We start from the raw sequence: 15363 nt of genomic DNA, 5'->3' as shown, positions 1-15363 counted from the left end.
TACCGCAAAGCTCAGCATCGCTGCAAAGTTTGTATCACTATAAATAATCATTGTATAAAGGCAGATAAACAATAGTAGCTTATTACTATCACCATTAATACCGTATATAAAAATAATATTAAGACATGTTCTCATTTTGAATACTAGTAAAAATCGACAGAAAATGTCAGAGCCATTGACAATGGCATAAGCAAAAAAATAAAAACCTCTAACAGTGATGTTAGAGGTTTTTACTGAGAGGTTTTAGATCATTTGCTGAAGATCAGACTGACTCTATAAGCCTAGTCAAGTGTCTAACATCAAGAGTCATCTTGTGGATTATAATCGTTAGCAATATCAATAGTTTCACTGATATCCGCGTTATCGACTTCATCTATGCCAGCATTAGCCGCAGCGTCTACCTCTGCTTGCTCTTGACCCTCAACCGCAAATGTACCGTCCTCTTTCATCGCATCAATCAAAGCGTCATCATCGCCCTCTTCATGCTCAACTCTCGCCATAGCGACCAGCTTCTCATCTTTTGATAGACGAATCAAGGTCACCCCTTGAGTATTACGACCCGAGCTGGCCACATGCTCAACAGGTGTACGTACTAGCGTACCTTTATCTGATATCAGGATAATATCATCTTCAGGATCAACCTTAGTGGCACGAACGAGTGCGCCATTACGCTCGCTGGTCTTGATAGCGATAACCCCACCGCCGCCGCGATGCTGAGTATTGAACTCATCAACAAAGGTGCGTTTACCAAAGCCTTTTTCACAAGCGATTAGGATTTCATGGACATCATCTTCGATAACTACTAATGATTTAATGAATTCATCACTAGCAAGACGCATACCACGTACCCCTTTGGCGGTACGTCCCATAGCGCGAGCATCCGTCTCATTAAAGCGAATAGCTTTACCGCTTGAGGCGAACAGCATAACTTCTTGGCTACCATCAGTGATACGAGCGCTGACTAACTTATCGCCTTCTTCAAGTCCGACGGCAATCAGGCCATTAGAGCGAATATTAGCAAACTGCTTGAGCTCAACACGTTTGACCGTACCATTGGCCGTTGCAAAGAAAACAAAAGGCGGCTCAGCGGCATTACTATCTTCTAGTGATTCGTCATCGCTTACCAAATCGCTATCTATTAAAGCTACTTCATTTTTGCTAGATAATTCTTCTACCATTTTGGGGATTGGTAAGATAGTGGTGACCGTTTCATCACCCGTCAAACCAATAAGATTCACTAAGGGTCGACCACGTGCGCCGCGACTGGCAATCGGCACTTCAAAACCACGTAAACTAAAGACGCGACCCGTATCGGTGAAACACAGCACGGTTGAATGCGTTGAGGTCACGATTAAATGATCGATGACGTCATCTTCTTTCATCGCGGTCGCAGACTTGCCTTTACCACCACGTTTTTGTGCGACATAATCATCAATTGGCTGGGTTTTGGCATAGCCCGTCCGCGATACGGTCATGACTACCGTTTGTTCAGGAATCAAATCTTCACGGCTAAAATCGGTACGTGAATCGATAATATCAGTACGACGTTCATCACCAAAATTGTCACGAATCTCAATCATCTCATTGGAAATAATAGTCATCAACTTGTCAAAATCGCCTAAGATAGACTCAAGGTTAGCAATCTCACGTAGTAGGTCTTGGTATTCTTCGGTTAATTTGTCTTGCTCAAGACCCGTCAAGCGATGCAATTGCATCTCTAAGATGGCATTGACCTGATCGAGCGATAAACGATAGCTTTGCTTAGATGCGTCTTCATGCACAATCAAACCAAACGGTGCTTTAGGGTCTTCGCCTTCGATATAATCAGGACGTACTGATTGGCTACCAGCCGCTTTTAGCATAGCCACTACGCTACCTGAACCCCAAGTATTGTTTAATAAGCTCTCACGAGCTTCACCGCGACTAGCTGAGGCTTTAATAGCAGCGATAATCTCATCGATATTGGCCAAAGCAACCGTTAGACCTTCGAGCAAATGCCCACGGACACGGGCTTTATTCAGCTCATAAATAGTACGACGGGTGACGACTTCTTGACGATGGCGGACAAACGCGGCAATCAGCTGACGCAAAGTTAATAGCTTTGGCTGACCATTATCGAGCGCCACCATATTGATACTAAAGCTGGACTCAAGCGGCGTTTGCAAGAATAAGTTATTGACGATAACTTCCGCAGTCTCACCGCGACGAAGATCAATAGCGATACGCATACCGTCTTTATCAGACTCATCGCGTATTTCACTGATACCTTCGATTTTTTTGTCGCGTACCAGCTCAGCAATACGCTCAATCATCTTGGCTTTATTAGACTGATAAGGTACTTCGGTAAATACAATACGCTCACGATCACGGTTGACGCCCGTGTCCGTCATCGGCTCGATATGATAGCGACCACGGATATGCAGACGGCCTTTACCCGTACGGTAAGCGTCTTGAATGCCCGCGCGGCCATAAATAATACCGCCTGTCGGAAAGTCAGGGCCTGAAATATGCGTCATCAGCTCATCGCTTGATATCTGCGGATTGTGCGCATAGGCCAAGCAAGCATTAACCACTTCGGTCAAGTTATGCGGCGCCATATTGGTCGCCATACCGACCGCGATGCCTGTTGCACCGTTGACCAATAGATTAGGAACTCGCGCTGGCAATACGCTTGGCATGCGCTCAGAACCATCGTAGTTGTCTTCCCAGTCGACGGTGTCTTTATCCAAATCAGCGAGCATCTGGTGGGTCAGCTTGGTCATGCGCACTTCGGTATAACGCATCGCGGCTGGTGGATCATCATCGATTGAGCCAAAGTTACCTTGACCGTCGACCATTGGGTAGCGAAGACTGAAGTCCTGCGCCATACGCACGATAGCATCATAGACGGCACTATCACCATGCGGATGATATTTACCAATGACATCGCCAACCACACGCGCTGACTTCTTGTAGGCTTTATTATAGTCGTTTGATAAGACATGCATCGCATACATCACGCGGCGATGCACAGGCTTGAAGCCATCACGCACATCAGGTAGCGCGCGCGAGACGATCACGCTCATCGCATAATCCAGATAGGACTGCTTTAACTCATCTACGATGGCAATAGGACTGATCGAGTCGCTCATATACACTCCGTTATTCATCTTCAGCTCTAATGTTCGCCTTAAAGATTGTAGCTAACTTTTCATAGCCAGCTATAGCGCGCTTATGGTAATCAATCAATACTGCTGCAAAATGCGCAGTCTGTATTCATATATACATCATAAAAAGCACTACTTTAGAGGCAAAACTAGAGAAATATAAAGATGCTATTTTTAATAGAAAAGGGACTAAAAAACAAAGTGTATTTTAGCACAAAGTTGCCTATTTAGGGGCATTTAGATGCTATTAAACTAAGCTAAATCAGTCTATTTTTGAAAGCCATTTTGAGTGTTTATTGGCGAGGTAGATTATCTTAGCGTTATAGTTTTCTTATAGGGATAATCCATCAAAAAACTGCACTTTTATGAGTGCAGTTTTTTGATCGTTATTGAATTATTAATCAATCATCAATAGCTAACTATTTAGAAATCAATATAGAATGTCGAATTTCTTAGGCTGGAGTAACCACATTGACAAAGTTTTGATCGAAGAACTGACGAGTAGCTTCAGTACAGGACGCACTTACTAAGCCACCATGATAGCTACCTAACACTGCAGCGCCAGCAGCTTGTTGCAATAGAGCTGGATTGGTAACCCCAGCAGCTTGTGCATCTGCAATAGCTTTATTTTGTACCGCTGTCAAAGTAGCAGCGAAACGCTTTTGAATAGTATCCGTTGTGGCAGTACTCATCCATGGATTGCTCATAGCACTAACCGTTGAGCTAACAGCTCCTCGCTCGTCTCTGGTATCAACATCTAACACTGTAACATTGATATTAGCAGCTGGATTCTGTTGACTGACCCCATTGATAATGGCTGACATTGATCCTGTATTTAGATCATAAAATACGGTTGGATCTTGGCTACCACCACATATAAGCGTTGGCATCTTAGGTACATAACCACGTAAATCATTAGCTTTTAATGCTTTACGTAAGTTATTTTGTGGATTTTGGGCTGGAAGAACGCCTGTTTTGGCTATCAAACTATCAGGATTTTGCAAGGCATCTGCCACGTAAGCGGCACGAAAATCGGTTTTGATTAAGTATTTATCTGCTGCAAATCCTAAAAACGCGAAAGGTAGCTCACTGGCAGGTAATTGATCAAGTACAGCATTACCAGTAGGCTTTCCTTGAAACAACGCATTATCGGGCAATTGTCCTGCAGCCACTAACTGCGCAAAACTTAACGAGCTTGGCAATTGAGTATTAGCATATTGAGGACTAAATATCTCTGTAGTGCTGTTATAAATATTGCCATAAGCTTTATTTAGACCAGTAGCTAGTAGTGGCGCAAAACGTGTCGCACCGATATTGACGTTACCTGTGAAGATCGCATCACCAAATGCTGATAACGCATAAGGACCTGATAAGGGGGCAATCGCAGTTACCGTTTTTCCTTGTGCTTCAAGCGCTCTAGCAGTTGCCATAGCCACGTGACCGCCTTGCGAATAGCCACTAATAAATAACTGACCTGAATCATTAATAGCCGTATAGTTAACGTTATTGGTTTGCTGCTGCTCAGAGATAATAGTACGAGCACTATTGAGAGCGTCGACCATATCAGCTGATTGCTGTTCAGCGACTAAATAAGGGTGATAGCCTAAATCAGAGCTGTCATAACCTGCATAGTTAGGCGCAACGACAATATACCCTTGCGCAGCAAAGTTTGCAGCTATTAAGTTTGCCTCACTGGCTGCTGAGTTATTGGCATTGCCTACTTGGCTAAAGTCATAGCCTTTATCAGTCGTCGTACCATGTGCATAGAGCAGAACAGGACGATCACCCTTGCAGTCGGCGCTGTTGCCACTAGGTAGCATAATAGCAGCTGTCGCATTAGTGCGCTCACCTACAGCCCCTACCGTTGGATAACTAACTTTTTCTATTTTAATATCGCATTTCGCTTTAGGTGTCGCAGTAGCCGACAAACCAAAACCTGCACTATCTATCTGCGCTTGATTAAAAGCACTGACGGTCTGAACCGTAGTAAGATAGTTGATCGTGGTATTATCATCGTCATCGCCACAACCGACTAGCAATAAACTACTAACCACCGCTACGGACAATAAACCACGAGTCATCGTTGGCGTCTTTTTTGAGTGAATAGCGGCAGACAAGGGAGTGCTCAATGTTGGCTGAGCTTTATCTTGAGATATGGTCATTAGTGCTATCCTTAGCAGTCAATAAGTAGAAGTAGGTTATATCGGCGGTCAAAAAATAGATACTAGCTAATTGATATAACAGTTGATATTTATCTGACATTGTTGCTCATACCTTACTGTTTATACCGTAAACGATTGTAAAAAGCTACTTTAAAATCTGTCAGTAGAAGTCAAATTAATTTCGATAAGCTTATAAAGTGATGGTTCATCTTTATCTAGACAAATAATTTTTGTTGGTTACACTGTTGACTCATAAATATTAATTTTGGCATCCAAAAGCTTTGCGATGCTACTCCTATAAAGGCTGACATTTATCATGGATATTATTCTTGCAATCGTTTGGGTGCTAGCTATGGTGTTGTATAGCTTTTCAAGCGACTATGCGCTCGCTTTCCCCAGTTATAAATCTCAAGTTTTGCCCTTGATACGTTGGGGTTCTCTGTTAGTCGCTATAGTACTCTCCACTTATCTGGCTATGACCTATCGAGATAACCTAGTAGGTACAGGTATTTGGGTGTTCTTTATCGTCGTGTTTGTGGTCATCCTACTCTCAAAATTGGTGTTCAAATGGGTGCTAAGACGACCACGGAACTGAAGTAATTTAGCATGAGTCAAAAATATTTTAAAAAAAGTAAAAATAAGAAATAACTATGAGTGATAGCACACAGATGGCAGAGCAAGAGCCACGGGTCGATCGTAGCTTTGATGACGTAGCGGATCATTTTGAAAAAAAGGTCTATGGTGGTCTCAAAGGAGATATTCGACTGGCGGTATTGCGTCGTGATATTTTTGAGTATGTAGATGAGTTGACTAAGGTTTTAGGTCGTCCCCTACGTGTTTTAGATGTCGGTGCAGGTCTAGCACAGATTGCTATAGAGCTGGCAACACAAGGTCATAACGTCGTGGTTAATGATATCTCAGCTAATATGCTAACTAAAGCGCAAGCAAGCTTTAAGCAATTGGCAGTAGATACAAATGATTGTGAGGTGAATGCATTTGGTGAAATAAAATGGATTGTCTGCCCTTATCAAGAACTTGCAAAGACATTAGCAGCTGACCCAAATAATAAACCGCTAGAAAAATTTGATTTGATACTCTGTCATGCGCTATTAGAGTGGCTGGCGAAACCTGCTGAGATTATGGACTTTTTTGATAGTCAGCTCACGCCTACTGGCGCATTATCTTTATGCTTTTATAATCCTGCGAGTTTTGAGTATCGTAACTTGATTATGGGTAATTTTAATCTGCTTGATAGCTTGCTTAGTGCAGACGGCTATCAAGCGGATAATAAAATAAGCCTCACGCCCAACCATCCTGTCGCTAAGCTTGAGGTTGAGCATTGGCTTGCTGACCATCGCTATAATATAGCGTTAGAGAGTGGTCTGCGAGTATTTCACGATTACGCGCCACTCAAACGCGGTGGTCACAACGTGCCCGAGGAAGTGATTCGGATGGAGCTGCGCTACTCGCGTCAAGAACCCTTTAAGCAACTGGGTCGCTATTTGCATATTCTAGCGACTCGCTAAGGGTTCTTATCAGATAGCTTTTATCAGGCAGCTTAAAGCTTAGGCTAAGCCTTATTGTAATCTGACCAAGTCGTAGCATTGATGTTCTTCTCATCAAAGACGACAACGTGCTCAAGCATAGGCAAGATACCGATATGCGTGCCCACCGCATGATTATGATGGCTGGGCACTTGCGATAATACGGTCTGCCCATCCTCTAATTGCAAACGGTATAGATAGTTTGCACCGCGAAATACGCGCCCGATCACAAGCGCAGTCTGAGTGCTATCATCATCATGAATGATATCATCAGGACGAACTAGTACTTTAATCGCAGTACCATTAGGATAGTCGTATTCGCAATACTGTGGCCGTCCTAATGAGTCGTAGACCTCCATCGGTCGATAAATATCGCCTAATATGGTCTCGACATGACCTTCTTGAATGATGCCATCTATCATCGCGCCTTCACCGACGAACTCAGCGACGAAAGGACTAATCGGCTCATGATAAAGCTCGCTTGGAGTGGCCCACTGTACCAGTTTGCCATTATGCATCACGCCAACTTTATCCGCTAAGGCAAAAGCTTCATTTTGATCGTGGGTGACCAAAATTGCCGTAGTATTAGTACGCTTTAGAATATCGCGTACACTCATAGCCAATGACTCGCGCAATACGACATCAAGGTTCGAGAACGGCTCATCCAATAATAATAATTTAGGCTTGGGTGCGAGCGCCCGCGCTAAAGCCACCCGCTGCTGCTGACCGCCAGATAACTCAGCTGGACGCTTATTGGCATGCTCAGCTAAGCCCACTAATTCTAGCATTTCAGCCACGCGCGCTTTTTTGTCGCTGGCAGACCATTTACTAAGACCAAAACCAATGTTTTTGGCGACACTTAAATGACCAAACAGCGCATAGTCTTGAAACACCATACCCATACCACGATTGGCAGGCGCTACTGTAAATGAGGTGCTTTTGGTCTGCTCAGTCAAACGTTGTTCATTAAGACTAATCATACCCTGACGCGACTGCTCAAGGCCTGCTATCGCTCGTAGCGCTGTGGTTTTTCCACAACCGCTATACCCCAAAAAACAACCGATCTCGCCTTGTTGCAAGGATAACGATAAACCTTTGACCACCGTAGTATCATCATAACCAACGATTAGATCTTGTACAGCAAGATAAGGCTTATTGGGAATATAGTGCTCCGCAGCGTCACGGATGTGATTGAGCGGTTTAGAGACTGGTGGCTGTTGCATCTGTTGCATCTGTTGCGAAGCTACTAACGGCTGCCCTTTATTATCAAGGCGCACCTCAACCAAATCCTTATTTAAGGCTGGCTGGTCGGCTAAGTTGTAAACTGATTCGGTAGTCATAAACGTCACCAATAGGCTATAAATAGAGTAAATCTTAAACTTGCTAAGGGCAAAAATTGTCTGTTATTAGCTGGTTTTATCGCTTTGGCGCAGCAATATCCATACAGGAATCAGACCAACCACGACAATCAACAGACTAGGCAGTGCCGCGCGTTCCCACATGCCTTCACTAGTCATCTCGAATACTCGCACAGCTAAAGTATCCCAGCCTTGGCGTCGGGTCATCAGGGTAATCGGCATCTCTTTCATTACTTCGACAAAGCCCATTAATAATGCTGTTAATACTCCCGGACTGAGCACCGGTAATACCACTTGTCGCCAACGTTGCACAGGGCTGGCACTAAGCAGTTTAGCTGCGGCCTCTTGATTGATCGTTAAACGTTGCAATTGCCGATCGACAGGCTGAAAGCTTACCGTCATAAAGCGCGTTGATAAAGCTAACAACATCACTACTACGCTACCAGATAAAACTTGCTGAGAGGTGATGCCGAAAGCGATGAGTTGATTATCTAACCAAGCGATAGGAATAAAAACCCCTACCGCCAATACTGTACCAGGTACCACATAGCCTAACGTGGCAAAAGTGGTCATCAGCTTAGTGCTTTTATCAGGATATTGACGTTTCACCCAAGCAATAATAACGGCTAACACGGCAATAAGTAAGGTAGTCATACTCGCTATCAGTAAACTATTGATTACAAAGTCTATATAGCGCGCATCAAAATCTTGCTTGTAGTTCAGCACCGTCCAGTAGACCAGTTGTAAAAACGGTATTAAAAAAGCAGTGAGAAATACGCTAGCACAGAGCAGGCTCATCGCAAATTTAGCGCTTTTGCTACTCTCAAAACGACGATTGCTACCTTGAGTGATAGCTTGCCCGCGACGAGCTTGCCAATACTGCTCAAACAGTACTACGATAAAGACCATCCCAATAAGTAACGCAGCTAATTGCGCAGCAGTCGTTAGACTAAAAAAGCCAAACCAAGCTTTATAAATAGCAGTGGTAAAAGTATCCACATTGAACACCGACACCGCACCAAAGTCCGCTAGAGTCTCCATAGTGGCAAGCAATAAGCCACCCAAAATCCAAGGTAGCGCCTGCGGTAGTGCTAAACGAAAAAACACCCGGCTACGACTCAACCCTAGCATCTGCCCTGCTTCAATTGCTCGGCGACCTTGCGATAAAAATGCTTGACGTGCCAGCAAGTACACATAAGGATAAAAAGCAAGCGATAGCACTAAGCCTGCGCCCCAAATATTACGCACGGAAGGAATAGCGGTGCTAATACCTAAATCACGCAGCCCTGTTTGCAGCGGGCCGCTAAAGTCAACGATGCCAATAGTGACAAAGGCTAGGACATAAGCAGGCATCGCTAAGGGCAACATCAGCGCCCAAGAAAAAAACCGCTGTCCTGGGAAGCGGTACATACTGGTAATCCACGCCAACGCCGTACCGATAGTACCGGAGATGACAGTCACCATTAATAGCAATATGGCGGTGTTTTTGAGTACTTGTGGCAGTACGTAATCTGCCATGTGTTGCCAAATATCAGCAACTGGCTGCGTCCAAGAAAATAGCACGATAATAATCGGTATGAGCATAAACAACGAAATCAGTCCTAAGACTGATTTGGATAGTACACGGCGAATAATGGTATGGTCTCGACTAACAACGCGGCCTGCAGAGATCGCGTTGTCATCATTATTATTATCATCAGAGCCATAATCAGCTGTTTTTGATACCGTTACCATAAAGCTTTAATCATCTAATTATTACCGTTTTAGCTATCAATAGTGCTTTTTTATGAATACTCAACAGTTATTATTTATATCCTGCTTTATCCATCATTTGAATCGCTTGAGTTTGCAGTGAGCCAAATTTTTGTACGTTGATATTATCAGGTTTGAACTCGCCCCATGATTTAAGTAGCTCTGATTTATCGACCCCTTCTTTGACTGGAAACTCTTTGTCTGAGCTGGCATAAATGCCTTGCGCTTCATCGGATGACAACCACTCCATCAATTTTAGCGCGCCGCTTGGATCATCAGAGTTGGCAATTACCCCAGCACCAGAGATATTGACGTGCGTGCCAGTAGTGTCTTGATTGGCCCAGAATATCTGTACTGGGAAATCAGGTTTTTCATCAAGGATACGACCGTAATAATAGCTGTTAGTAAGACCAACTTCACACTGACCTGCGGCAATAGCTTCCAGTAAACTAGTATCATCGGTAAACACATCGGTCGCTAAATTATCAACCCAGCCACGAATAACTTGCTCAGTTTCATCACTGCCTAAATTCTCTATCATACTGGCTACTAATGACTGATTATAGACAGATTTTGAAGTGCGCAGGCACAGCTTACCTTTCCACTTGGGATCAGCTAAATCAGCGTAAGTCGATAACTGCGAGGCGTCAACTTTACTAGGATCATAAAGAATAGTACGTGCACGTAATGATAGCCCTGTCCATTGGCCTTTGGATCACGATATTGGCAGCCGATATTTGGCAGCACATTTGCTTCAAGCACGCTTGAGGTTACGGGCTGTAATAAGCCTTGCTCAGCCGCTTGCCATAAGTTACCAGCATCTACCGTCAACAGCATATCGGCTGGGGTGTTCTTGCCCTCCGCTTGCAGACGTGCCATTAACGGGCCTGTTTTATCCGTAACTAGCTCAATTTTGACCCCAGTCTCTTCAGTATATTTATCTAATAATGGCTTAATCAATTGCTCATTACGCGATGAGTAAATCGTAACCACTTGATCACTACTTGGCGCGACAGCGGCATCATTGTCGCTTACTGCCACCGTGCTATCTACTGGCGCGTCAGCATCAGCTGTTTCTGACTTAGTACAACCTGCCAGCCCTAACATCAAGCTAAATACAGCAACAGATAAGCCAAGTTTTGCAGGATTAGCTAAGGATAGTGAAGTGTTAAGCGTTTTTGACGGCATGGAAGTCTCCAAAATAGTGCAATGATAGCTACAGTAAAATCAGCATATATAGCGAAAAATAAATAGCAATAGAGCGGTTAAATAACTAAAACAGTATACTAATGGAAATGAGATTAATTATCAATACATTTATTTAACCTATAAATACTTCTTATAACTTCTTTTGTATTAGCCTTTAGCAGTATCCTATTACGTTATTAAAATAATAGATTTTATACGCGAATATTTGTTTGGTAACTAACGATGTATCAGCCACTGCCCCAAAACCACATTGACAGCCGCCTCTGTTCTTAATACTCGAGCGCCAATATTGAGCGCTTGGCAACCTTGCGCTTGTAGAAGCTCAATCTCATAATCTATCCAGCCGCCCTCACTACCAATAAACACCACACTCGGTAAGGCCTCTTCTACTGATTGCCGCAAATAGTTTGCTAATGAAAGCGGTGCATAAGGATGTGCGATGATAGCCCGATCTGTTATTAACGCTGGCAGATCATCCTCTACAAAGGGCTTAAAGCGCTTTTGCAAAATGATAGTCGGCGCGATAGTATCCACGCCTTGTTGCAGCCCTTCCAGCACAAACTCATCAAGACGGCTGAGCATCGGACTTTGCCAATAGCTCTTTTGGGTTCGATAGCTATTTATTAATACAATATCGCGCACGCCAAGCGCGGTCATATCCATGATAAGACGGCGCAGTACTTTAGGACGTGGCAAAGCCAAAACGACGGTGACATCGAGCTTAGCAGGTGGCGGAATCGTTAACTGGACTTCTCGCAATTGAATATTACCGTTCGTTATAGTATCGATAATAGCCGTACCAAGATTGCCACCAAGCATGCCAATCTTTAGCGTATCGCCTACTTGCGCGCCAAGGATATTATGAACATGAGTAATCTGCGCAGGCGCTGTAATCTGCGCCATATAACCCGCGTTGTGCTGCACAAAATCAGTAGAGGATAATAAAATACAGTTCATACTATCTCTTTACTTGATCGACGCTCGTAGACGACTCAATGACCTCTTCAATCATAGCCAATTGCTTGGTCAACGCTGAGCGCTGTTGAGCCGTTAGCTGCTCGCCTGATCGACCTGCGCGGCGAGCTTGCTCTGAATGACTCAGCCAACTCTGTAATTGCAAATAAATGAGCACCATAGGATCAGTATCGCCTTGATTTGTTGCAGCGATCAAAGGTTCGTTTTTCGTCGCTTGGTTATATTCAATTAAAGGATTTTCATTGGCAGCAATCGCTTTATAAAATGGATTATTAGGCTGGTATAACGCCCCTACACTGGCTAGTTTATCGACCACATTTTGACAGGACTGTGTGTATTGACCCATTATTATTGGCGTGCCGACACTGGCTGGCTCCACTGGATTATGACCACCAATATCGACCAGTGAGCCACCGACTAGCGCTACATCTGCTTGTCTATACCACAGCATCAGCTCGCCCATAGTATCGGCTAGATAGACTTGCGTTTGCGCAGTAATAGTATCATCCACACTGCGTCGTGCCATCGTAAGCTTAGCTGATGCAATTAACTCTGCTACTTCATCAAAGCGTTCAGGATGTCGAGGTACAATAATTAATAAGCTATTTGCCAGTTCTGGATTCGATGCTAAATTCAGGGCTGGGTTCGATAACAGCTGCTTATGCAAAGCTATAGCCGCTCTCTCCTCGCCACTATGCGTGCTAGCTGCTATCCAAATTGGACGATGCGCGTTGCTTGAAAAAACATCTGGCTTGTTCTTAGTATCTGAACTTGATTTAAGATTTTTATCATCTTTAGCGTTTTGAGTAGTGCTTGAACTAGCAGTTTTTGGGGTGTTAATCACCCACTTTAGCGAGCCGCCAACACGTACTTGTGAGCTATGCGCGCCAAGCTGACTAAAGCGCTGGGCTGATTCCTCGTCTTGCGCAATAATCAGGGTTAGATTTTGCATCATACTAGCGCTTACGCTAGCTATCTTTTGATAGCGCTTAAAAGATGCCTCTGACAGGCGTCCATTGACTAAAACACTGGGAATATGCTGCTCTGAGAGCTTGGTTAAGATATTTGCCCACAGTTCAGTCTCTACAAACATCGCCGCGATCGGCTGGACATGCGCCAAAAATGTCTCAATCACCGCTGGACTATCAACGGGCACATAGCTATGACTCAGTCGCCCTACTGTAATATCATCAGCAAAGCGACTAGCTCCACGAGCGAACCCCGTCTGGGTAGTATTGGTCAGCCAAATAGTAAAACCATTCGCCATGAGCGCATCGAGTAGCGGCGCTACGGTATTGGTCTCGCCTAAAGAGACCGCATGACACCAAATGGTTCTATTACTGTTGTTTTTAGAGTCAGCCTTTGGCGCGGGCGGATACTGCTTACCAAAACGCTGCGCAACCTCTTGCTGGTAATTATCACGCTGATGGGATCGCCTCCATACTTGCAGCCGATATAGAGGCTTTAGGACAGCGATAGCTGAACGATAGTACCAAGGTGGCAGGCTCACTTGAGATTTATTTAAAGGCTCGGATTTGACATTAGATTTGGACGATAGCGGATCAAAGGACGGCATGTCAGTGCTCAGAATAATAAGTGTGAGTAATTGAGAGATATAATAAAAGAAGTTATGCAAAAACAGCTTCTTTTAATTAAAGATAACATTTAAAAATAAAGCACGGTAGCGCACTATAGCAATAGTTTTTATGCAAAAACAATCAACGCAATAGCCGCTATTATCACTGCTATAATAAGCCATTGATAGCGCTTAGTACTGTGCTGCTCTTGCTGGCGAGTCGTGATAAGCGTCTGTCCTTGTTGCCACTCGGCGACCAAAGTTGCCGCCTCGCTATGACCGTTGTTGGCCGCCTGCTCAAGCCAGTGTCTACCGCTTTGTATATCTTGCGTGACCCCGAAACCTCGATAGTATAGGCGACTTAGCAGACGCTGTCCGCGACTGTCATTGGCATTAGCCGCTTGCTTAACCAGCTCAATACCTGCCTCTTTACTGGCCTTTTTATCAGTATTATTATCAGCATCAGCGACTGAAGCGACTAAGCCTTCACCTAATAGCTCGTACATAGCGAGCCTCAGCATAGCGCCAGTATGGCCAACGCTAGCAGCATCTTGCAATTTGATGAGCGCTTGCTGACGCTGCTGTTGATGCGCATCTGAGAAATCAACTTCGCTGCGAGCTGTTTTTTGCCGTGCTATATGACGCTCGAACTGATCTAAGGTTCTGCACGCTTGGTTATAGTCTTCATTGCCATTAGTTTGCGCGACTTCTATGCTGTTTAGCTCATCCAATAACTGGGTAAACATCTCTGGCGTCGGTGTTACTGGTTTGTTCGTGATAACCGTAAATTGTTGTGAAGCACTCTTTTTAAAGCTAGGTTCACTACTGGCGCGATCGACAATATTTGATTTAACTGCAGCTGTTTCGCTAATAGTGGACTCTTTAATTAAGGCTTTATTAGCTATTGACTGAGACGAATTATCATTATCATCACTATTATCGATAGTAGCAATTGAGTCTTTAACCCTTAAGTCATCATTGACTGACCTTTTATCATTTACATTTCTAGCATCTGAACTTTTAGTCTCTAAATTTTCATTGACTACTGTTTTAGGCAGCCGCTCTAACACGGCTTGATATAGACCACTTGCCACTTGTCCACCTTGTATAGCTGTGAACTGACGATCAATATTACCGAATAGCCGCTGTCCTATTGGCTCTAAAGCAAAAAATAAGGCGCTCAGCACCCTATCATTCGACTCAGCATTATCACAATGGACCACCGCTATATGCTGATAAAAATCATCCTCTATTATAGGCAAATTGGGATAGCGCTTAGCCAGCTCAAATTGACTGTACCAATTGGATATATAACGCCCTTGTTCAGCCAATACTCGGCCTGCATAAAATGCTAAAAATATAAATAGGTTACGATAGCGCTCATCCGCTAACACTGTTGCCTCATTGAGCTCGTCTGACTTGATGATATCGCGTCGTATTTGACTGAGTAATATATCGATACGCTGCAGACTGAGTAGCGATTCATCCAATTGACAGGCATGTAATGGCTGCTCATAAGCAATACCACCCGCGATAGCTCGCTGCGCTAAAAAATCCTGCCAATAACCCTCAGCCATATAATCCAGCGGCGTTTTTGTAGTAGAAACAGTGGCGTTAGCGAACATAAAATAAGCCCATCTA

Annotated in this window: 9 protein-coding genes and 1 pseudogene; 2 read left to right on the top strand and 8 right to left on the bottom strand. The window is 44.0% G+C overall.

The window, feature by feature from the left end:
• Window positions 1-299 precede the first annotated feature (299 nt).
• Window positions 300-3131: a DNA gyrase subunit A gene (gene gyrA / locus ACR63T_RS04465; RefSeq protein WP_472784901.1), complete on the bottom strand. Its 2832-nt coding sequence runs from the start codon at window positions 3129-3131 to the stop codon at window positions 300-302.
• 467 nt (window positions 3132-3598) lie between these two features.
• Complete coding sequence (locus tag ACR63T_RS04460) at window positions 3599-5308, bottom strand: alpha/beta hydrolase family protein (RefSeq protein WP_472784900.1); 1710 nt, start codon at window positions 5306-5308, stop codon at window positions 3599-3601.
• Window positions 5309-5624: 316 nt separating this feature from the next.
• Here ACR63T_RS04460 and ACR63T_RS04455 point away from each other — a divergent pair, with 316 nt between their 5' ends.
• Together ACR63T_RS04455 and ACR63T_RS04450 are read left to right on the top strand one after the other, a co-directional pair.
• The gene (locus tag ACR63T_RS04455) at window positions 5625-5903 is read left to right on the top strand and encodes a hypothetical protein (protein WP_305899870.1); all 279 of its coding nucleotides are present in this window, start codon (window positions 5625-5627) and stop codon (window positions 5901-5903) included.
• A gap of 55 nt (window positions 5904-5958) precedes the next feature.
• The gene (locus tag ACR63T_RS04450; RefSeq protein WP_472784899.1) at window positions 5959-6834 is read left to right on the top strand and encodes a methyltransferase domain-containing protein; all 876 of its coding nucleotides are present in this window, start codon (window positions 5959-5961) and stop codon (window positions 6832-6834) included.
• A 44-nt stretch (window positions 6835-6878) separates the two neighbouring features.
• On the opposite strand, the gene ACR63T_RS04445 is transcribed toward ACR63T_RS04450, so the two are convergent.
• The 6 genes and pseudogenes from ACR63T_RS04445 to ACR63T_RS04420 form a co-directional block, all read right to left on the bottom strand.
• Window positions 6879-8192 carry an ABC transporter ATP-binding protein gene (locus ACR63T_RS04445; protein ID WP_472784898.1) on the bottom strand — a complete coding sequence of 438 codons (1314 nt, stop codon included), beginning with the start codon at window positions 8190-8192 and terminating at the stop codon, window positions 6879-6881.
• Window positions 8193-8258: 66 nt separating this feature from the next.
• Window positions 8259-9944, bottom strand: a complete 1686-nt coding sequence (locus ACR63T_RS04440; RefSeq protein ID WP_472784897.1) for an ABC transporter permease — start codon at window positions 9942-9944, stop codon at window positions 8259-8261.
• A gap of 70 nt (window positions 9945-10014) precedes the next feature.
• A pseudogene (locus tag ACR63T_RS04435) lies at window positions 10015-11150 on the bottom strand (extracellular solute-binding protein).
• Window positions 11151-11387: 237 nt separating this feature from the next.
• Window positions 11388-12128 carry a 16S rRNA (uracil(1498)-N(3))-methyltransferase gene (locus tag ACR63T_RS04430; RefSeq protein ID WP_472784896.1) on the bottom strand — a complete coding sequence of 247 codons (741 nt, stop codon included), beginning with the start codon at window positions 12126-12128 and terminating at the stop codon, window positions 11388-11390.
• Between the two features lies 1 nt (window position 12129).
• Window positions 12130-13722: a 3-deoxy-D-manno-octulosonic acid transferase gene (locus ACR63T_RS04425; RefSeq protein WP_472784895.1), complete on the bottom strand. Its 1593-nt coding sequence runs from the start codon at window positions 13720-13722 to the stop codon at window positions 12130-12132.
• A gap of 128 nt (window positions 13723-13850) precedes the next feature.
• Window positions 13851-15347 (bottom strand): tetratricopeptide repeat protein, encoded by a 1497-nt coding sequence (locus ACR63T_RS04420; RefSeq protein ID WP_472784894.1) that lies wholly within the window; start codon window positions 15345-15347, stop codon window positions 13851-13853.
• Between the last annotated feature and the right edge of the window lie 16 nt (window positions 15348-15363).

Source organism: Psychrobacter sp. M17(2026) (genome assembly GCF_055699815.1).
This window is presented reverse-complemented; position numbering and strand designations above follow the sequence as displayed.

Excerpts from the sequence above, each read along its gene's own strand:
- gyrA (WP_472784901.1), bottom strand. The coding sequence starts at position 3,131 with ATGAGCGACTCGATCAGTCCTATTGCCATCGTAGATGAGTTAAAGCAG.
- ACR63T_RS04450 (WP_472784899.1), top strand. The coding sequence starts at position 5,959 with ATGAGTGATAGCACACAGATGGCAGAGCAAGAGCCACGGGTCGATCGT.
- ACR63T_RS04430 (WP_472784896.1), bottom strand. The coding sequence starts at position 12,128 with ATGAACTGTATTTTATTATCCTCTACTGATTTTGTGCAGCACAACGCG.
- ACR63T_RS04425 (WP_472784895.1), bottom strand. The coding sequence starts at position 13,722 with ATGCCGTCCTTTGATCCGCTATCGTCCAAATCTAATGTCAAATCCGAG.
- ACR63T_RS04440 (WP_472784897.1), bottom strand. The coding sequence starts at position 9,944 with ATGGTAACGGTATCAAAAACAGCTGATTATGGCTCTGATGATAATAAT.
- ACR63T_RS04455 (WP_305899870.1), top strand. The coding sequence starts at position 5,625 with ATGGATATTATTCTTGCAATCGTTTGGGTGCTAGCTATGGTGTTGTAT.
- ACR63T_RS04420 (WP_472784894.1), bottom strand. The coding sequence starts at position 15,347 with ATGTTCGCTAACGCCACTGTTTCTACTACAAAAACGCCGCTGGATTAT.
- ACR63T_RS04445 (WP_472784898.1), bottom strand. The coding sequence starts at position 8,192 with ATGACTACCGAATCAGTTTACAACTTAGCCGACCAGCCAGCCTTAAAT.
- ACR63T_RS04460 (WP_472784900.1), bottom strand. The coding sequence starts at position 5,308 with ATGACCATATCTCAAGATAAAGCTCAGCCAACATTGAGCACTCCCTTG.